The sequence below is a fragment of the Nonomuraea sp. NPDC050790 genome, from assembly GCF_044456745.1.
Taxonomy (GTDB): domain Bacteria; phylum Actinomycetota; class Actinomycetes; order Streptosporangiales; family Streptosporangiaceae; genus Nonomuraea.
On record NZ_JBITGF010000016.1, the window covers coordinates 37,827 to 56,634 of the forward strand.

22 protein-coding genes are annotated in these 18,808 nt (G+C 69.3%); 17 read left to right on the forward strand and 5 right to left on the reverse strand.

The genetic code is table 11. The features are described 5' to 3' along the window. Positions 1-7 precede the first annotated feature (7 nt). From ffh to ACIBEJ_RS48505, 10 genes are all read left to right on the forward strand, one after another. Entirely contained in the window at positions 8-1,579 is a 1,572-nt protein-coding gene (gene ffh / locus ACIBEJ_RS48460; protein ID WP_397189802.1) for a signal recognition particle protein, read from the forward strand. Between the two features lie 211 nt (positions 1,580-1,790). Continuing rightward, a complete protein-coding gene (gene rpsP / locus ACIBEJ_RS48465; protein WP_397189803.1) occupies positions 1,791-2,252 on the forward strand; it encodes a 30S ribosomal protein S16 in 462 nt (153 codons plus the stop codon). Position 2,253: 1 nt separating this feature from the next. Then, positions 2,254-2,499, forward strand: coding sequence for an RNA-binding protein (locus ACIBEJ_RS48470; protein WP_397189804.1), 246 nt, complete (start codon positions 2,254-2,256; stop codon positions 2,497-2,499). A gap of 74 nt (positions 2,500-2,573) precedes the next feature. After that, positions 2,574-3,077, forward strand: a complete 504-nt coding sequence (gene rimM, locus ACIBEJ_RS48475) for a ribosome maturation factor RimM (protein ID WP_397189805.1) — start codon at positions 2,574-2,576, stop codon at positions 3,075-3,077. A 1-nt stretch (position 3,078) separates the two neighbouring features. Further along, positions 3,079-3,846, forward strand: coding sequence for a tRNA (guanosine(37)-N1)-methyltransferase TrmD (trmD, locus tag ACIBEJ_RS48480; RefSeq protein ID WP_397189806.1), 768 nt, complete (start codon positions 3,079-3,081; stop codon positions 3,844-3,846). Positions 3,847-4,304: 458 nt separating this feature from the next. After that, positions 4,305-4,667 (forward strand): 50S ribosomal protein L19, encoded by a 363-nt coding sequence (rplS, locus tag ACIBEJ_RS48485; RefSeq protein ID WP_397189807.1) that lies wholly within the window; start codon positions 4,305-4,307, stop codon positions 4,665-4,667. Between the two features lie 125 nt (positions 4,668-4,792). Further along, on the forward strand, positions 4,793-5,656 hold the full coding sequence (gene lepB, locus ACIBEJ_RS48490; RefSeq protein WP_397189808.1) for a signal peptidase I: 864 nt from the start codon (positions 4,793-4,795) through the stop codon (positions 5,654-5,656). Continuing rightward, entirely contained in the window at positions 5,656-6,249 is a 594-nt protein-coding gene (gene lepB, locus ACIBEJ_RS48495; RefSeq protein WP_397189809.1) for a signal peptidase I, read from the forward strand. The genes lepB (ACIBEJ_RS48490) and lepB (ACIBEJ_RS48495) overlap by 1 nt, the downstream gene beginning before the upstream one ends. Positions 6,250-6,301: 52 nt before the next feature. After that, positions 6,302-6,970: a ribonuclease HII gene (locus tag ACIBEJ_RS48500; protein ID WP_397189810.1), complete on the forward strand. Its 669-nt coding sequence runs from the start codon at positions 6,302-6,304 to the stop codon at positions 6,968-6,970. Positions 6,971-6,994: 24 nt separating this feature from the next. After that, positions 6,995-7,318 (forward strand): DUF2469 domain-containing protein, encoded by a 324-nt coding sequence (locus tag ACIBEJ_RS48505; RefSeq protein ID WP_184965553.1) that lies wholly within the window; start codon positions 6,995-6,997, stop codon positions 7,316-7,318. Positions 7,319-7,892: 574 nt separating this feature from the next. On the opposite strand, the gene dprA is transcribed toward ACIBEJ_RS48505, so the two are convergent. The 3 genes from dprA to ACIBEJ_RS48520 form a co-directional block, all read right to left on the reverse strand. Then, positions 7,893-8,936, reverse strand: a complete 1,044-nt coding sequence (dprA, locus tag ACIBEJ_RS48510) for a DNA-processing protein DprA (protein ID WP_397189811.1) — start codon at positions 8,934-8,936, stop codon at positions 7,893-7,895. A gap of 1,253 nt (positions 8,937-10,189) precedes the next feature. Then, entirely contained in the window at positions 10,190-11,572 is a 1,383-nt protein-coding gene (locus ACIBEJ_RS48515) for a YifB family Mg chelatase-like AAA ATPase (RefSeq protein WP_397189812.1), read from the reverse strand. A 258-nt stretch (positions 11,573-11,830) separates the two neighbouring features. Then, complete coding sequence (locus ACIBEJ_RS48520) at positions 11,831-12,058, reverse strand: hypothetical protein (protein WP_397189813.1); 228 nt, start codon at positions 12,056-12,058, stop codon at positions 11,831-11,833. 192 nt (positions 12,059-12,250) lie between these two features. On the opposite strand from ACIBEJ_RS48520, the gene ACIBEJ_RS48525 reads away from it, so the two are divergent. The 7 genes from ACIBEJ_RS48525 to ACIBEJ_RS48555 all read left to right on the forward strand — a co-directional run bounded on the left by ACIBEJ_RS48525 (position 12,251) and on the right by ACIBEJ_RS48555 (position 17,198). Next, a complete protein-coding gene (locus ACIBEJ_RS48525; RefSeq protein WP_397189814.1) occupies positions 12,251-12,832 on the forward strand; it encodes a DUF6907 domain-containing protein in 582 nt (193 codons plus the stop codon). Positions 12,833-12,910: 78 nt separating this feature from the next. Next, a complete protein-coding gene (locus ACIBEJ_RS48530) occupies positions 12,911-13,279 on the forward strand; it encodes a hypothetical protein (RefSeq protein WP_397189815.1) in 369 nt (122 codons plus the stop codon). After that, positions 13,276-13,587 (forward strand): hypothetical protein, encoded by a 312-nt coding sequence (locus ACIBEJ_RS48535; RefSeq protein ID WP_397189816.1) that lies wholly within the window; start codon positions 13,276-13,278, stop codon positions 13,585-13,587. The genes ACIBEJ_RS48530 and ACIBEJ_RS48535 overlap by 4 nt, the downstream gene beginning before the upstream one ends. Next, a complete protein-coding gene (locus tag ACIBEJ_RS48540) occupies positions 13,584-13,763 on the forward strand; it encodes a hypothetical protein (protein ID WP_397189817.1) in 180 nt (59 codons plus the stop codon). The genes ACIBEJ_RS48535 and ACIBEJ_RS48540 overlap by 4 nt, the downstream gene beginning before the upstream one ends. 75 nt (positions 13,764-13,838) lie before the next feature. Then, positions 13,839-14,762 (forward strand): hypothetical protein, encoded by a 924-nt coding sequence (locus tag ACIBEJ_RS48545; RefSeq protein ID WP_397189818.1) that lies wholly within the window; start codon positions 13,839-13,841, stop codon positions 14,760-14,762. 11 nt (positions 14,763-14,773) lie between these two features. Further along, a complete protein-coding gene (locus ACIBEJ_RS48550; RefSeq protein WP_397189819.1) occupies positions 14,774-16,825 on the forward strand; it encodes a hypothetical protein in 2,052 nt (683 codons plus the stop codon). A 166-nt stretch (positions 16,826-16,991) separates the two neighbouring features. Then, entirely contained in the window at positions 16,992-17,198 is a 207-nt protein-coding gene (locus ACIBEJ_RS48555; protein WP_397189820.1) for a hypothetical protein, read from the forward strand. Positions 17,199-17,387: 189 nt separating this feature from the next. Here the strand turns inward: ACIBEJ_RS48555 and ACIBEJ_RS48560 are convergent, their stop codons facing one another. Both ACIBEJ_RS48560 and ACIBEJ_RS48565 read right to left on the reverse strand, forming a co-directional pair. Beyond that, positions 17,388-17,750 carry a hypothetical protein gene (locus tag ACIBEJ_RS48560; RefSeq protein ID WP_397189821.1) on the reverse strand — a complete coding sequence of 121 codons (363 nt, stop codon included), beginning with the start codon at positions 17,748-17,750 and terminating at the stop codon, positions 17,388-17,390. Positions 17,751-17,965: 215 nt separating this feature from the next. Then, positions 17,966-18,805, reverse strand: a complete 840-nt coding sequence (locus ACIBEJ_RS48565) for a helix-turn-helix domain-containing protein (RefSeq protein ID WP_397189822.1) — start codon at positions 18,803-18,805, stop codon at positions 17,966-17,968. Positions 18,806-18,808: the final 3 nt, after the last annotated feature.

Sequence of the window (18,808 nt, forward strand, 5' to 3'; positions counted from 1 at the left end):
CAACCACGTGTTCGAGACGCTTTCCGACCGGCTGACATCGGTCTTCTCCTCCCTCCGTTCCAAGGGTCGGCTGTCCGACGCCGACATCGACGCGACCACCCGCGAGATCCGCATCGCGCTGCTCGAGGCCGATGTCGCGCTGCCGGTGGTCAAGGCGTTCGTCGCCCAGGTCAAGGAGCGTGCCCGCGGCGCGGAGGTCTCCCAGGCGCTCAACCCCGCCCAGCAGGTCGTCAAGATCGTCAACGAGGAGCTCATCGCCATCCTCGGCGGCGAGACCCGCAGGCTCCGCCTCGCCAAGACGCCGCCGACGGTCATCATGCTGGCCGGCCTCCAGGGCGCGGGCAAGACGACGCTGGCCGGCAAGCTGGCCCGCTGGCTGCGCGAGCAGGGCCACGCGCCGATGCTGGTCGCCGCGGACCTTCAGCGTCCCAACGCGGTCAACCAGCTCCAGGTCATGGGCGAGCGCGCGGGCGTCGTCACCTACGCTCCCGAGCCGGGCAACGGCGTCGGCGACCCGATCGAGGTCGCCAGGCAGTCGATCGAGGTGGCCCGCCAGCGGCAGCACGACGTGGTCCTCATCGACACCGCCGGCCGCCTGGGCATCGACCAGGAGATGATGAAGCAGGCCGCCGACATCCGCGACGCGGTCTCGCCCGACGAGGTCCTCTTCGTGGTCGACGCCATGATCGGCCAGGACGCGGTGACCACCGCGCAGGCGTTCATGGAGGGCGTCGGCTTCGACGGCGTGGTCCTGACCAAGCTCGACGGCGACGCCCGCGGCGGCGCCGCCCTGTCGGTGCGGCACATCACCGGCCGGCCGATCATGTTCGCCTCCACGGGCGAGAAGCTGGAAGACTTCGACGCCTTCCACCCCGACCGGATGGCCTCCCGCATCCTCGACATGGGTGACATCCTCACCCTGATCGAGCAGGCGCAGAAGACGTTCGACGAGGAGCAGGCCGCCAAGATGGCGGGCAAGCTCACCTCGGGCGAGAACTTCACGCTGGAGGACTTCCTCGAGCAGATGATGATGGTCCAGAAGATGGGCCCCATCAAGAACCTGCTCGGCATGATGCCCGGCATGGGGCAGATGCGTGACCAGCTCGACTCGATCGACGACCGCGACCTCGACCGCATCGCCGCGATCATCCGCTCGATGACCCCGGGCGAGCGCAGCGACCCGAAGATCATCAACGGCTCGCGCCGCGCCCGCATCGCCGCCGGCTCCGGCGTGACGGTCACCGCGGTCAGCAACCTCGTCACCCGCTTCTACGAGGCCCAGAAGATGATGAAGCGGATGGCCGGCGGCATGGGCATCCCCGGCATGCCAGGCGGCAGGAACAAGGCGGCCAAGCAGCAGAAGAAGAACAAGAAGGGCCGCAGGGTCAGCGGCGACCCGCGCAAGGCGGCGCTGGGCAAGCCCGCCCCCTCGCCCGAGGACGGCGCGGCGCCCCCCAAGAAGGGCGGCCTGCTCGGCAACCTCGGCGGCGGCGGAGCTCCCAAGCTCCCGCCCGGCCTGCAGCTCCCGCCCGGCTTCGACCCGTCGAAGTTCCAGCTCCCGGGCGACGACAAGAAGTAGCTCTCCGCGGGGGTACGGCACGCGGCCGCACCCCCGTGCCATGTCGCTGTCAGTACCCGCGGTCTGGCACAATGGCATGTTGGAACACCGTGACCAGGCGGGTGCCCTCTCACCTCCCGCCGGACACGCCTGTCCCTCGAGCGGCCCGCCATCGTGCCCCACTCGATGGCAAACCGTTCACCCACGCTCGATTGCAGGAGAGACCACACCCGTGGCAGTCAAGATCAAGCTCAAGCGGCTCGGCATGATCCGCAACCCGCAGTACCGCGTCGTCGTCGCCGACAGCCGCACCAAGCGTGACGGCCGGGCGATCGAAGAGATCGGCCTGTACCACCCGAAGGAAGACCCTTCGCTCATCCAGATCGACGCCGAGCGCGCCGCCTACTGGCTGGGTGTGGGCGCGCAGCCGACCGAGCCCGTGCTCAAGCTGCTCAAGCTCACCGGTGACTGGCAGAAGTTCAAGGGCGAGGCCGCGCCGGCCCCGCTGAAGGTGGCCGAGGCCCCCGCCGACCGCCACGCGGTCTACGAGGCCGCCGCCAAGGAGGCCCTGTCCGGTGGCGACACCGGCAGCTCCGGCACCACGCCGAAGAAGGCGAAGAAGAAGGACGAGGCTCCGGCCGCCGAGGCCCCCGCCGAGACGCCGGCCGAGACCCCCACCGAGGGCGAGGGCTGACGTGCTCGAGGAGGCTCTCGAGCACCTCGTTAAGGGCATCGTCGAACATCCTGACGACGTCCGGGTCCGCGCACGCCGCATTCGCAGCGGGCGCGTTCTCGAGGTCCGGGTGCACCCCGACGACCTCGGCAAGGTCATCGGCCGCGGCGGACGCACAGCCAAGGCGCTGCGCACCGTCGTGAACGCACTGGCTGACGGAAAGTACGTCCGGGTCGATCTGCTCGACCTGAACGAAGCGGTCCGTTAGCCCGCTGGTTCAACCGCGCCCTCATCGGTTCTCCGGTGGGGGCGCTTCGCCGTACAGGGAGAGAAGGAAAGATCGTGCAGCTGGTTGTGGGGCGGATCGGGCGTCCGCACGGCGTCCGCGGCGACGTCACCGTGGAGGTGCGCACCGACGATCCCGAGCTGCGCTTCGCCCCCGGCACCGCGCTGGTCACCGACCCGGCCGCGCGCGGCCCGCTGGTGGTCGAGAGCCGCCGCTGGAACAAGGACGTGCTGCTGCTGCGCTTCGAGGGCGTCGCCGGGCGCGACGCGGCCGAGGAACTGCGCGGCACCATGCTCGTCATCGACTCCGCCGACGTGGCGCCCTCCGAGGACCCCGACGAGTTCCACGACCACCAGCTCATCGGGCTCGCCGTCGTGACCGTCGCGGGCGAGGCCGTGGGCGAGGTGACCGACGTGCTCCACCACGGCCAGGACCTCCTCGTCGTACGCCGCGGCGGCGGCCAGGACGACGCCCTGATCCCGTTCGTGAAGGCGCTGGTGCCCGAGGTCGACGTGGCCGGCGGCAGGCTCGTCGTCGACCCGCCCGAGGGGTTGCTCTGACATGCCGCGCCTCGACATCCTCTCGATCTTCCCCGAGTACTTCGCCCCGCTCGACGTCTCCCTGATCGGCAAGGCCCGCGAGCGCGGCACCCTTGACGTCCGCCTCCACCAGCTCCGCGACTGGGCCCACGACGTGCACAAGACCGTCGACGACACCCCCTACGGCGGCGGCCCCGGCATGGTGATGAAGCCCGAGGTGTGGGGCGAGGCGATCGACACCGTGATCGGCGACGGCGCGCCCCGCATGATCGTGCCGACGCCGAGCGGGCGGCCGTTCACGCAGGAGCTCGCGCAGGAACTGGCGCGCGAGGAGTGGCTGCTGTTCTGCTGCGGGCGCTACGAGGGCATCGACTCCCGCGTCATGACCGAGTACGGCTCGCGCCTGCGGGTGGACGAGGTGAGCATCGGCGACTATGTGCTGGCCGGTGGCGAGGTCGCCGTACTGGTGATGGTGGAGGCGATCGGCCGGTTGCTGCCCGGGGTGCTGGGCAACGCCTGCTCGGTGGCGGACGACTCCTTCGCTCCCGGTTCCATGCGGAACCTGCTGGAGGGGCCGGTCTACACCAAGCCGCCTGTGTGGCGGGGGCACGAGGTCCCGCCTGTGCTGCTCAGCGGGCATCACGGGAAGGTGGCCAGGTGGCGCCGGGACGAGGCGCTGCGCCGTACCCTCGCGAACCGCCCCGAACTGGTGGCCAACCTCGACCCCGAAACCCTGGACAAGCACGACCGCGCCCTCCTCGACCACCTCCACCCCCCACCCACCCCCTAACCTCAACCCCACCCACCCCCTCCTCCCGGCCCCCGCTCACGTCTCCCCGCGCGCGTCCTCCCCGCCCTGCGCCCTTCTTGTCCTGCCTCCTCCTCGTCCGCCCTGCCGCCTTCTCCCGCTCCCGCCCTGCCCCCTTCCTGGTCCCCGATCACCCCCAGGCCCCGGCTCACGCCTTCGCACCTGTGCCCCCTCGGGCGCGCCCCCGGCCTCTGAACGTGGGCTTTGCCCTTGGTCCCTTCGGGCATCCTTGTGGCCCTGCCGTTCCCCTGAGCTGTTGCCGGGGTCGTTTCGCTTCATCCGCGAACATGTGGCAAACTGAAGCGCTGCCAACCCGTCACGTGGTTGGTTCGCCGTGCCCGGGGGACGCCCGGGCTCACCATGGAAGCAGGCGTGTCCACCGCGAGCCGCGGCCGGGTGGACCTCCGCGTGCTCGCGAAGACTTTGAGGAAACAGCTCTCATGCACACGAAGATCCAGGAGCTCGAGAAAGCGACCCTGCGCAGCGACGTGCCGGACTTCCGTCCCGGTGACACGCTCGAGGTTCACGTGCGAGTCGTCGAAGGCAACCGGTCGCGTATCCAGGTCTTCAAGGGCTTCGTGCTGCGCCGCCAGGGCGCCGGCGCCCGCGAGACCTTCACCGTCCGCAAGGTGAGCTACGGCGTCGGCGTCGAGCGCACCTTCCCGGTGCACAGCCCGGTCATCGAGAAGGTCGTGCTGGTCACCCGCGGTGACGTCCGCCGCGCCAAGCTCTACTACATGCGTGACCTGCGCGGCAAGGCCGCCCGCATCCGCGAGAAGCGCGAGAGCGCGCCCGCCAAGTAAGGCGCGACCCAAAAGCCCGGTACCGCTTGGCCGTACCGGGCTTTTCTTTATATGGAGCGACTCGCGGGCGGGTGTACCGTCGGTCGGGGCTTGTCGAGCCGATGCATCATCTAGGCTCGTCAGCGATGACTAGCGAGAGCCAGGAGAACGGCGCAGCGCGCCGCCCTGTCAAGGACGAGGTGGACGTGGTCGCCGAAGAGACTCAGAAGGCCAAGGACCCCAAAAAGAAGGACAAGAAAGGGTCGTTCTGGAAAGAACTTCCCGTCCTGGTCGTCGTGGCCCTCGTACTGGCCTTGATCATCAAGACGTTCGTGATCCAGGCGTTCTACATTCCGTCTGAGTCGATGGAGAACACCCTGCTCAAGAACGACAGGGTCCTGGTCAACAAGCTGGTCTACCACACGCGCGACATCGAGCGCGGTGACGTCGTGGTCTTCTCGGGGGTCGACTCCTGGGACGGCGAGTTCGTGATGGAGGAGCCGTCGAACCCGATCGCGGCCTTCTTCCGCTGGGTCGGCACCGCCTTCGGCGTCGTGCCCGGTGAGAAGGACTACATCAAGCGGGTCATCGGCGTCGGCGGCGACAAGGTGAAGTGCTGCGACGCCAAGGGCCGGATCACGGTCAACGGGGTGGCGATCGACGAGGAAGGCTACCTGTATCCGGGCAATGTGCCTTCGCGGGAGCCGTTCGAGATCACCGTGCCCGAGGGGCGGCTGTGGGTGATGGGCGACCACCGCGTGGTCTCGCTCGACTCGCGTGCCCACCAGGGCGATCCGGGCGGCGGTTCGATCCCGGAGAGCCAGGTCATCGGGCGGGCGTTCGTCATCGTCTGGCCATTCTCGCGGGCGGCGACGCTGCCGATCCCCGAGACGTTCGCGCAGCCGGCGCTGCAGGCCATGGCCGGGGGGATACCGCTGGTCGCGGGGTTCGCGTTCGCGGTGCCGCTGGTGCTGGTGCGCCGGCGGTGGGTGCTGAGGAGGAAGCGTTGATGGCCGTCACCAAGAAGGCGGAACCCGCCGGGCAGAAGAAAAAGGGCGGCTTCCGCGAGACGGTGCTCCTGCTGGTCCTGGGCGTCGGCATCGCGCTGCTGCTGCAGGCGTTCGTGGTCGGGTCCTTCTACATCCCCTCCGAGTCGATGGAGAACACCCTCCAGATCAACGACCGGGTCTTCGTCAACAAGCTCGCCGGCAAGCCGGAGCGGGGCGACATCGTGGTCTTCAAGGGCTGGGACGGACAGGACACCATCAAGCGCGTCATCGGCGTCGGCGGCGACAAGGTGGCCTGCTGCGACTCCAAGCGCAGGGTCACGGTGAACGGCGTCGCGCTGGAGGAGAAGTCCTACCTGTTCCCGGACGACGAGCCGTCGGGCGACGACTTCAAGTACACGGTTCCGGCGGGCAAGCTGTTCCTCATGGGCGACCACCGTTCCATGTCGCAGGACTCGCGTGACCACGTCAAGCAGGCGGGGGCCGCGGGGTGGATCTCCGAGGAGGACGTGGTCGGCACGGCGTTCCTGCGCTACTGGCCGCTCGGCAGAGGCGAGATCTTCCAGAAACCGGAGACCTTCGACAAGGTGAAGTAACCGCTCTTTCCGGTCGCCGTTTGCGGCTATTGGGGCGTACGCTGCGTCTGTCATGACAGTTGCGTTCCGCCCCCGACCGAGCGTTGTCCGGCGCGATTCCGGGCTTTACGCCTACGAGAGAGCGCTCGCCCGCCGCGGGCTCACCCCGATCGCAGGGGTGGACGAGGCCGGCCGCGGCGCCTGTGCCGGACCGCTGGTGGTCGCGGCGGTGATCCTGCGCAAGGAGATTCCGGGTCTGGGGGACTCGAAACTCCTGACGGCCGCCACCCGCGAGCGCCTCTACACCCTGGTGACCAAGAGCGCCGACGTGGGAGTGGTCGTCATCCCGCCGCAGGAGATCGACGCGCGCGGGCTGCACCGGTGCAACGTGGCGGGAATGCGGCGGGCGGTGGCGCAGTTGACGACAGACCCGGAGTACATCCTGACCGACGGCTTTCCCGTGCCGGGCCTGCCGGCGCCGTCCCTGGCGGTATGGAAGGGGGACCAGGTCGCCGCATGCGTGGCGGCGGCCTCCATCGTGGCGAAAGTGACGCGAGACCGGATGATGGTCTCGCTGGACACGGAGTTTCCCGCCTACGGCTTCGCCGAGCACAAGGGGTACACGACCGCTCGGCACCGGCGGGCACTGGAAGCTCACGGTCCGTGCTCGCATCACCGGTTCTCCTTCGTCAATGTGGCAAGGGAGATGGGTGACAATGAAATGGGGGCCGGGGTTGCCTGACCTCGGAACTACAGGAGGGACGCGATGAGCGCAGAAGATCTCGAAAAGTACGAAACCGAGATGGAGCTGCAGCTTTACCGCGAGTACCGGGATGTCGTGGGCCTGTTCACCTACGTCGTGGAGACGGAGCGGCGCTTCTACCTCACGAACTCGGTGGATCTCGACGTGAAGACGGCGGGGAACGGCGATGTGTTCTTCGATGTGAAGATGCAGGATGCGTGGGTTTGGGACATGTATCGGCCTGCACGGTTCGTCAAGAACGTACGGGTGGTGACGTTCAAGGACGTGAACGTCGAAGAACTGGCCAAGGCCGACCTCGAGATGCCCAAGGAGGGCTTCTCCAAGTAGGGGTGCCGCGTTTTCCGGTTGGCCTCTGGAGCCCACACAACCCGGAGGCCCCACCCACCGTGCCCACCCTCCCCCCCACCGCCCCAACCCGCACCGCTACGCTTCCCAGGCCTGTTTACGCCCCCGCGTCTGTTTACGCCCCCGCGTCTGTTTACGCTCCCGGGCCCGTTTACGCTCCCGGGCCCGCCGCCGTAGCCACGCGCCTTCCCAGGCTGCCGCGCCTTCAGGGTCTGCGCTTACCAGGGCGCTATGCGCATGTTGTGCCCACACGCATGCCCACACTCGCATGCCCCCGCCCTTGTGCCCCTGACCGCGTGCCCGCGCGCCTTGGGCACCCGGATGGGAGGTTCCGATCTCTGCTCCCTGACGGGGCGGGTGGTCCTTGTCCGGTCAGGGGGCAGCGAGCTTGCCCGCCCGACCGGGTGTGCTGAGGTATCCCGGTCGGCGGGAGTCGGGGGCTCTCCGCGACCCAGGGTTTTGGGCTTGGCCGAGGTGGCGGGGCGGATGGGCTTGGTGGCCCAAGGCGCGGCGAGGTTGGGTGGGGGCAGGGCGTGGGGGGTGGGGGTTGGGTGGGTTAGGGGTGGGTGAAGGCGCCCGGTTTCAGGCGCCAGCCCTTTGGGGTGCGGAGGACGTAGCCGGCTGCGGCCAGGCTGCCCAGCGCGCTCAGGGTCGTGGAGAGGTCTGTGCCCGCGGCTACCGCGATGGTGGCGGTTCCCGCACCACCTCTGCCGGGTACCGCGTCCAGCACGCTTCTGGCTGTCTCTGAGAGCGCGTCGTGAGGCACCACGGGGCCACGGGGGGTTGGGGCCAGGTCGTCGCCGATCATGCCGACCAGGTCGATGAGTTCGGCGGGCGTGGTCACGCAGACGGCCTTGCGGTCGCGGAGCAGGCGGTGGCAGCCTGCGGACATTTCCGACGTTACCGGGCCTGGGACCACGGCCAGGTGGCGGGAGAGGTTCAGGGCGTGGGTCGCGGTGTTCGCCGCGCCGCTGCGCAGGGCCGCCTCCACCACCAGGGTTCCGCGGGAAAGGGCGGCGATGAGGCGGTTTCTGATCAGGAAGCGGGCTCGGGTGGGGTGTACTCCGGGTGGGCATTCGCTGATGATCGCCCCGTCCGCGCGGATCTGCGTGAACAGGTCGTGATGGCTGCTCGGGTAGGAGATGTCCACTCCGCAGGCCAGGATGGCGATCGTGGTGCCTCCGGCGGCGAGGGCTCCTCGGTGCGCCGCGCCGTCGATGCCCAGTGCGCCGCCGGAGATGACCGTCCAGCCGGACTCGGCCATGCCCGCGGCGAACTCAGCCGCCACGTGCATCCCGTACGGCGTGGCTGCCCGGGCGCCCACGATGGACACCGAACGCAGGCAGGAGTAGCGGAGGTCGGCGGTGCCGCTCACCCAGAGGCCGAGGGGGCGGCTCGTGCCGAGTTGGTCGAGCTGGGTGGGCCATTCCGGGGTGCCGGGAATGATCAGTCGGGCGCCGGCCCGCTCTCCTGCCGCCAGGTCCGCCTCCGGGTCGGCGGCCTCCAGCCGCGCCTGCCACGCCCGCAACCGCCGCCTGAGCCTGGCCTCCTGAGCATCCGCCGCCGTCAGGTCTCCGGCCGCGAGACCGTCTCCGGCCACGGCGCTGCCCCAGTCTGCGGGACTGTCTCCGGCTGCGGCGCTGCCCCAGTCTGCGGGACTGTCTCCGGCTGCGGTGCTGCCCCAGTCTGTGGCACTGTCTCCGGCTGCGGTGCTGCCCCAGGCTGTGGGACCGTCTTCGGTCGCAGCGCTTCCCCAGTCTGCGGCGCCGTCTCCGGCTGTGGCACTGGCCCTGGTCGTGGCACCGCCTCCGGCCACGGCGCCGTCTCTGGCTGAGGCGCTGGCTCCGGGGTGCTGGTCTCGCTGGCCGTTCCCGGCTGGGCAGCAGCACTGGGGGTCGTCTGGGTGGTTTGGCTGCTCGTTCGCGAGTTGTACCCACTCGCCGGGATAGGCGGTGGCCTGCTCTCCGGCCTGGAGGATGCGTCCGGTCAGGACATCCTGGGGGCCTGCCACCTCAGGCAAGCCCCGGAAGCAAGACCCCGGGTGGTGACTGGCTGGCTCGTCGGAAGCGGCCTGTGACGGCACGGCGCAAGACCCGGTATCGGAAGCCGCGAGTTGGAGCGGTGCGGCCGGGGGCAACGCACCGTGCTGGAGCGCGGCAGGGGGCAGCGAGGCCAGGGGCAGCGTCGCCTCGTGGAGTGCGGATGGGGACGGCGTCGCATGGTGAGGCGCGGATGGGGGTGGCGTGGCCTCGTCGAGCGTGGCTGGGGGCGACGGCGTCTGGCGGAGCGTGGTCGGGAGCCGCGTGGCCCGGTGGAGCGCGGTCGAGGGCAGCGTCACTTGTTGGAGTGCTGCCGTCCAAGCGTTGGCGGCAGAGGTGGCGGGGCGCGGGGAGGCCGCCCGGGAAGTGGCCATGGAGGACGCCGTCGGGGATGCGGACGGGGACGGGAGTAGTGGGGAAAGCGAGGGAGTGGCGGGCAGGGCGGGAGTGGTGGACGGAGTGTGGGTGGAGGAGACGGGCGGCGTGTGAGAGGGGGAGACGGGCGGCGTGTGGGTGGGTGGAACGGGCGGGGTGTGGGTGGGTGAGGCGGAGGGGGTGTGGATGGGACAGGTGGGTGTGGTGAGACGGGTGGATGGGGTGGGGGTGATGGGCGGGGTGTGCGTTGGTGAGGTGGATGGGGTGGGGGTGGTGGGTGGGGTGTTGGTTGGGGTGGGGGTGGAGGTGGCGTGGGTTTGGATCAGGCGGAGGGTTTCCACGGGGCCGAAGTGGGCTACCAGGCGGCCCATGAGCTTGTCGCCGGCGTCCGCGGCTCGCATGAGGGCTGCCGTCGCCAGCAGGTCGTCGTTTCTTGGCATCAGCCCACCCCCAGCCACAGGGCGAGCGCTGTCGAGACCTCTTCCACCTCGGGGCGTTCCTTTCCAGCCAGGTCCGTCAGGGTCCAGGCGACTCGGATGATGCGGTCCAGGCCCCGGGTGCTCAGGGTGCCGGTGTCGAGGCTGACCGTCAGGGGCTTCATGGCGTCGGCGGCGGGGCGGTAGTCGGTGTGGAGGGCGGGGGAGGGGACTTCGGCGTTCGTGCGCCACGGGGTGCCGGACAGGCGACTTGCGGTTCTGGCCCTGGCCGCCTTCACCCGGGCGGCCACTACCTCGCTTGTCTCGACGAAGTGGCGGTCGGCCATCAGTTCTCTGCGTGAGGAGCGGGCAACCGTGACCTTCATGTCGATGCGGTCGAGCAGCGGGCCGGACAGTTTGCCCAGGTAGCGGCGTTTCACCACGGGGGTGCAGCGGCATGTCTGGTCGCCTTCCTGCGGTTGTGCGCAGGGGCAGGGGTTGGCGGCCAGGACAAGCATGAAGCGGGCGGGGAAGGTCACCGAGCCTGCGGCTCTGGAGACCGTGACGTAGCCGGACTCCAGGGGCTGGCGGAGGGAGTCCAGGACGTAGCGCTGGAACTCGGGGGCCTCGTCGAGGAACAGGACGCCTCTGTGGGCCAGGGAGGCGGCGCCTGGGCGGATGATCGTGCTGCCGCCGCCGACTATGGCCGCGGGTGTGGCCGTGTGGTGCGGGGCCACGAACGGCGGCCTGCTCATCATGGGGCTGTCGGGTGGCAGGACTCCGGCCACCGAGTGGATGGCGGTCACCTCCAGGGCGTGGTCCAGGGGCAGGTCGGGCAGCAGAGTGGGCAGGCGTTCGGCCAGCAGGGTCTTGCCGGTGCCCGGCGGGCCCAGCAGCCAGAGGTTGTGGCCGCCTGCCGCGCACACCTCCAGGGCCCGCCTGCCCAGCGGCTGGCCCACGACATCGGCCAGGTCGACGCTGGGGCGTACCTCGGAGGTTGTGGTGGGGGGTGGGGGTTCTGGGGTGGGAGGCTCCGGGGGGTCGTCGCCTCTGCGTAGCCACTCGGCGAGCTGGCGGAGGTCGCGGACCGGGACCACCTTCACGTCGGGGACGAGGGCTGCCTCGGCGGCGTTGGCGGTGGGGACGACCACGACCGTGACGTCGCCCTCCTTCGCCGTGCTCAGGACGGACGGCAGGATGCCGCGGACCGGGCGCAGCCTGCCGTCGAGGCCCAGTTCGCCGAGGAAGGAGAACGACGCCAGGCGCTCGGCGGGCACCACGCCCGCCGCTCCCAGGATCGCCACCGCGATCGCCAGATCGAACTGGCTGCCTCGTTTGGGCAGGCTCGCGGGGAACAGGCTGACCGTGATGCGGGCGTCCGGCCACGGGTAGTTGCTGTTCACCATCCTGGGGCTTTCCGACCTGGCGCTATCGGCCTGCCACCTACGCCTACCTGGGAGTATGACGTTTGCTGGCGTTGGTTGAGATTGGCCTTAGACGGCTCTCAAACGGCCCACAGACGGCCCAGGGCGTGCCCTCTGGGCCGGACGCTCGGTCGGCGAGTTCAGGATCTCTTGAGCCCGTCTGTGCGCTCGCCCCTCGCATCGATGAGTCCGCGGGGGAGTTGGCCGGCTCACGCGACTTACTAACTAACTCACTGGCGCTCAGGACTTCGGGATGTCGGCTTTCACCTTGCCGTCGCGGATCTGGGCCACGTACTCGCGCGTGTAGTCGGACGCCTTGGCGACCTTGGCGAGCCAGCCGCGCACTTGCGGCAGTCCGCGGTTCTCGTGGAAGGCGTCATGGATCTCGGCGAAGAGCTCGGCACGCTTGGCGTCGAGCTCGGTCCGCAGGGCGCGGATGCGCCGGAGGCGCTCCTCGTCGGTCGTCATGCACTCATGGTTGCACAAACTCGTTGGCCAAGAAAGTTCTCAAAGACTCTTGTGTCCACCCCGCTAGTGTGAACATACTTAGCCAAGCAAGTTCTCCATTTGAACAACGGTCCACTACGCAAGAAGGCCCGCCCGGTGTTCGCAGCACCGGGACGGGCCCTGGAATCCCGAACCTGCAAGGAAAGAGATCCAGTGACCCACCCTACGACCCTCAACGACGAGGCCAACAGCACCAACGACTGCGCCGACGCCGAGACGGCGCAGCCATCCATCGATCTGCCCGCTCTCCTGCGCAGCCTCACCATGGCACAGCGCAACAGCCGCGCCTGCATCGTGTGCGGCGGCAGCGACTACCCGCTGAAGCCGGTAGGGAAGATCGGAAACACCCCCGTCGTCGAGTGCGACATGCACGCATTCCAGCGCGAGCGGGCCGCCGACTCGCCCGCCTGGCTGACGGCCTGCCCGGCCTGGTGCATCGAGGACCATCACGGTGCCGACCACCCAGACGACCGAGTCCACTGGAGCGCCTACCGCAGTACGCCTGCGCACACCATGCAGTACGAGGACTGCGGCTCTCCCAACGAGCCCGGCCACATGGCGCACTCGGCATCGCTGGTGTTGGTCCAGCACTACCGAGAGGCTGAACCGCGCGTCAGCCTCTCCGACAACGCCAACGACAAATGGTCGCTACAGATGACCCTCGCCGAGGCCGAGCAGGTCGCCCGGCACATTCTCGACATCATCCACACCGCTCGCGAGGGCGGCACGAAATAGCGGAACGGCCCTCGACCGGTGCTCCAACACCGGCCGAGGGCCTGGGACCTCATCACCTGACAACACCAGGGAGAGATCGTGTCCAGCAACCTACAGCCGACCACGCCGAGGTGCACCGTCTACGACTGGTGCTCTTACACCCACGAGCAGCCCGGCGGCACCCACCTCGCGAACATCAACCTCATCGAGGTCCTCGACGACCCGAACCTCGTGGTCGAGGTCAACCTGTACGCCCCCGACGACACCACGCCGCCCGTCATCCGGGTGTTGTTCCCCGGCGACGGCGTCACCGCCTACATCGACGTGTCCAACGACGTCGCGGGCGGCATCTCGACCGTCATCGGCCTGTTCGAGGGGCCCGGCCTCAACGACCGGCGCGGTCTGCGCGAGTTCGCGAAGTTGCTCGCCGAGGGCGCCGGAAGGGTGAGCGGGGTGACGGAGCTGTGAACTGCTGGATCGCATGGTGCACCGCCGACCACACCGCCTCCTGCCGGGAGGGCAGCCACCGCGGCGTGGTCGCCCAGTTCACCGGTCTGTCGCTCGTCGCCTACCTCAACGAGCAGCCCGGCGACGAGCCCGCCCAGGCGTGGCTGCGCATGATCTACCCGGTCAACGGGCGGATCCGCGAGCACGACATCAGCCCGCAGGCTGCCGCCGACTGGTCGGAGTTCCTCGCCGCGATCGACGTGCGCGAGACGTCCGCTATCGCGATGGAGCTGTACCGGGCGGGCGTCAGCTTGGGCGCCAGCCGGTGACCGCCCGCATCTACCCGTTGCCCAAGGCCGAGGACGACTCTCGGTTCACCATCGGGCTGCTGGCTGATCTGGTCGCGGTGCTCGAGCAGGCGGGTTACCCGAAGCTGGGCGGCCACGACCTCGTGGACCTCCGCCAGGCCGTCTACGGGTTCCTGTACGGCCCCCGCACCCCGTAAGCCGGTCCCCGGCCTGGCGACCTCACCGCCGGCCGGGGACCTCCAACCGAATCCCCTGCACAGAGGAGATCGACTGTGTTCAAGAGGTTCTCACGCCGTTCCGGTCGTGAACACCAGCCCGTCCCGCCCGTCGTTGTGGATGGGGACGTTCCGAGCCCTCCGGGCCGTATCTGGGCCATCGGCGTGCTGGTGCTGTCGGCGCTGGTGTCGATGAGCATGAACACCTGGCACGCCTGGACGGTCACCAGCCTGCCCAAGCCGCTCGCGGTCCTGTACGGCGTCGCCCCGGTCGCGCTGGCCGCGATGCAGTCCCACGCGGTCGCGCTCCGGGCGCTCCGCCAGGAGAAGGTGGGACCATTCCGCCGCGTGCTCACTTTCGCCCTGGTGCTCGGCGGGCTCGGCCTGTCGTTTCTGGGGATCTACGACCTGCTGTTGCATGCCGTACCTGACCCGATCCCGGCCGTACCTATCCACGAGCCCGCGGTGTTCTTCAGCATCGTCATGGACGTGATGGCGCTGGCCGCTCTGCACGAGCTGCTGCGCGAGTCCCCGGCGTTCGCGACCGCCGCGCTGGCTACGGCTCCGGCTGTACCTGCAACTGTGGCCGAGACTGCCACGGTTGAGGCCGAGAGGGTCACCGAGACCCCCGCGATCACTTCGGCATCTCCCGAAGTGATGGACTCGGAAGGCTTGCCCGAGCCTGCTGTACCTGACCCCTTCGATGACGTACCTGCACAGGTCAGCGACATCGACGCCGCCGGTGACCTGACGGTAGGTCAACTTGTGACCCAGCCCGCGTTCAGCGGCCAGGTACAGCCCGGTCCGGACCCCGACCGGGACGACCCGCTCGGCCCTGTAGCGCTGTCGAGGTTCCTGCCCGCGCTCGTCGGGGGCGACGTCCCGAGCGTCCGGACGATCAAGAACGAGATGGCCATAGGTACGGACCGGGCGCGCACCGTTCAGGCGTACCTCGGCCGTCTGCTGGCCTCCTCCAAGTAGGGGGCGGCACCGTGACTGAGGAGAACCCGAGCGACGAGGTCGACCTCCGCGAGTACGACGCGGAGGTGGTCACCGAGCCCACCGAGATCGTCACCGACCAGCCGGTAGACCTCCCCGACGACGAGGACGAGCCCGCCACCGTCTATGCCACCATCACCGGGCGCGGCCAGGACAAGCGCCGCCCGATCCTGCCCGCCTGGCTGCGAAGCCGCCGCGACTTCGAGGCCGCCGCCCGCTGGTGGGCAGGCCACATCGCCTACACCAGCACCTACCACGCCGTCCGCGGCCCGAAGTACGCCGCCAAGACGCTGTGGTGGGCGCCGCGCGGGCTGTGGATCCTCGTGCGCGGGTCGTGGCGGTGGATGTCGGACGCCGAGCAGAAGCCGCTGCGCAAGCAGCAGGCCGTCAAGGGCGACGTGGACGCCTACGTCACCCTGGCCAAGATGCGCGACGAGCACGTCCGCAGGCGGCTGCCGGTGTTCTTGGCCGGGAGCGCGGCCACGCTCGGCCTGGCCGCTGGGGCGCTGCTCGCGCTGCCGTCGCCGTGGCTACAGGTGGTAGGCGGCGGGGTGACGCTCGCGCTCGGTCAGGCGGGCACGCCCGCGGACCGGCCGATCGTCGGCCCCGCGGTGGTGATCACTCGGTTCCGGAAGCTGACCGCGGAGATGGTGCGTGAGGCGCTGTGCTCGATCGGCATCTCGGGGATCAAGGACCCGGCCAAGATCACGTTCCCGTTCTCCATCCACCGCGACGGTCCCGGCCAGCTCGCCCGGGTTAACCTGCCGCCCGGCGTCGAGGCGGTGAAGGTGTGCGAGGCCCGGAGGGCGCTGTCCAGCGCGCTGCGGCTGCCTCAGGACCAGGTGTGGCCCAGCGTCGGCCCGGACCACGAGGGGCAACTGGACCTGTGGGTGGGATACCTGCCCGCCTCGAAGATGCGTCAGCCGAAGTGGTCGCTGACCGCCGACAACGCGCGCACGTCGGTGTTCGAGGCCGCGGACTTCGGGTCCGACCAACGGCAGCGGCCGGTCGCCACCGAGCTGTTCGCCCGCAACTGGCTGATCGGCGGCGTACCCGGCTCGGGCAAGTCGTACTTCGCGCGGGCGCTCGCTCTGGTCGCCGCGCTCGATCCCACGGTCGAGTTCAAGATCGCCGAGTTCAAGGGCACCGCGGACTTCGGCGACTTCGACGAGCACGGACTCTGCTCGGAGTACTACTGCGGGGTCGACGACGAAGCGCTCGACGGCGGCGCCCGGATCATCGCGTGGGGGCTGGCCGAGGCCGAGCGGCGCGGCAAGAGGATCAGGAAGTTCCGGGCCGAAGGCCGCGCGCCCGAGGGCAAGGTCACCCCGGAGCTTGCCGCCGCCGGCGTCGGCCTCCACCCCGTCGTGATCCTCATCGACGAGGCGCACGAGCTGCTCGTCAACCCCGAGGTCGCCGCGGCGGCCGAGCGGCTCATCAAACGAGGCCGGGCCCTCGGCCTGATCGTCATCCTGGCCACCCAGATCCCCGACAAGAAGAGCGTCCCGCCGAACATCACCCGGTGCGTCACCATGCGCGCCTGCCTGGCCGTACAGGACCACATCGCCAACGACATGATCCTCGGCACCGGCGCCTACCGGGCGGGCATCTCCGCCACCTCCTACCGGCCGGGCCTGGACGCCGGGTGGGCCATGGTGACCGGCCTCGCCGCCCCCACCGCCGTGCGCTCCCAGTTCCCCACCCAGCAGGAAGCCGCGAAAATCCTCGCCCGCGCCGCCTACCTACGAGGCGGAAAGGTCATCGGCTCGGACGGGGCCGAAACACCGCGCCTGGACGTGCTCGTGGACGTCACCCGCGTATGGCCGGCAGGGCGTCCCGGAGTGCAGTGGCAGCGCCTGGCCGAACTCCTCGCCGAGCAGCTCCCCGAGCTGTACGAGGGCGTCACCGCAGAGTCGATCTCGGCGCTGCTGCGCGGCCTCGACGTTCCGTCCGAGGACATCAAGGTCGACGGCAAGGTGCTGAAGGGCTGCAAGCTCGCCGAGATCGAGGCGCTACTGGACAGACGGGAGATCACCCGTGGGTAGCGGCGTCCGCTCACCCTCGACGCCCTCGCACAGGGCCTCCAGGCGGGTTCCGGCATGCCGCCGCTACCCGCGACCTTCGACTGTTTCCGCACGTCAACCAGGTAGCGCGGCCGGTAGCGGTGCCGCTACCTCGCCGTCATGCCGCTACCTCGAAAGGAGCACCACCGTGGAACAGATCTTGATGATCCTCGCGCTCATCGCCGCGGCGTTCTTCGTCCTGTCCGTGAGCAGCGCACGCCACCCGCTCACCAAGTGCCGCCGCTGCCACGGTCGCGGCGTCCTGCGCTCGGTGTTGTTGCCGTGGCGGTACCGGCCGTGCCCGAGCTGCGGACGAGCGGGCGAGATCCGCGCCCGGTTCGGCGGCCCGCGCTGAGCATGAAGCGGCCCCGTCTCCTGTGGCCCTCCTGAGGGGAGGGGAGACGGGGCCACGTGCCTCACAACCCGCTTCAGCCCTCCAGCCTGTGCGGTGTGAGGCGATCCCGGCCGCCGGGCGAGTGACGTGTGGAGGCCGGGGTTGAACGCCCGCCCCCCGCACGCTATGACCCAGCAGAGGGCGGGCCGACTATCGCGGCGGCCTCCCGGCGTCACGCTCGCCCAGGATCTCCCGCGCCAGGAGTGGATGTTCAGCGATCAGGGCGCGCAACTCCGCCTCCTGCTCCTCTGGAGACAGACGGTTGAGCCACGTTTTCCGGTGGAGTTCGCGCGCGTACTCGCGCCGCCAGTTCTGGATCGTCCACGCCTCGGCAAGCCGCTCCCACGAGTCTCCGTACGCGCCCAGGATGCGTCGCGTCGCCGCTTCGAGCTCCGCCCGATCCTTCTCGTTCGTGCGCGCGGCGAGAGCCTTCTGGTACGCGGCCTTGATCTGGGCGGCGCTGACGTCGCCGTGCATGAGGGGCCAGCTCGACATGTCCTCGACGTCCGTCATGCAGCCCGCCTCAACACGTAGGCCACACGCAGGACCGCCGCCTCGATGTGGGCCTGTTCCAGGCTGCTGGCGGTCGCTTGCTCGCCAGACGCCTTGTGCTGGAGGTGAATGACGCCGTCGACGGCTTGGACTTCACAGTTGGGAATGCGGAGGGCCATAACTACGACGGTGCCGTCCAGGTCAGGGCCCAGGCCAGGAGTTTGCTTTGGTTTGCTTCAAACTAGGCGTTCGAGTGCCTCGCTGATCAACTGGCGTGCCGATTCGCCGTAGACCGCCGACCGCTGGAGCACGGCGAACGCCTTGCCGTACATGGTCACCTCATGCGGCTCGGTCACCGTCAATTCCGCCGAGTACGTCTCCAACATCACCATGCGGTCATCCAGCATCAGGAACATGTTGCCCGGCCAGATCCCGTACGCGGCGCCGCGCGGGATGATGCCGAGGCTGAGCCGAGGGAGCGACATGACGGCCAGGAGCCGGTCGAGCTGGCCGCGCATCACGCTCGCCCCGCCGATGTTGGTGTACAACGCCTGCTCGCCGAGGATCACGTTGAAGCGGCGGTCACCGCGGTACAGATACTGCTGTCGCTCCAGCCGGGCCGCCACGCCAGCGTCCACATCATCCGGGACACCGCCAACGAAGTGGACGATCTGACGGAGGATCACCTCGGCATACTCGGCTGTTTGCAACGTGCCCCAGATCATGTCCGGGTTGTAGACGCGGAAGACGTGCGTCTTCTCGTAGATGTCCAGAGAGCGGCGTTGGCGTAGACGGGTGCCAGCCTGAAGAGCGCGGCGCCACTCCATCCACAACGTCTCGATGTTCTGCACGGCCGCGACGAGGTCAGCGACGTGTTGCTCGGACCGTGTATGCAGGCACCAGGTCCGGACGTCGGCGATGGTCGCGTTCTGCTTGCCGTGCTCGATCTTGCTGACCTTGGACAACTGCCAGTCGGCCAGGGCAGCGAGCGCCCGCCCTGTGAGTCCAGCTTCCTTGCGGAGCTCACGAAGGCGGGCGCCGAGCGCCTCTCGGGCCCGTTGGGCTTCGATCGACACCTG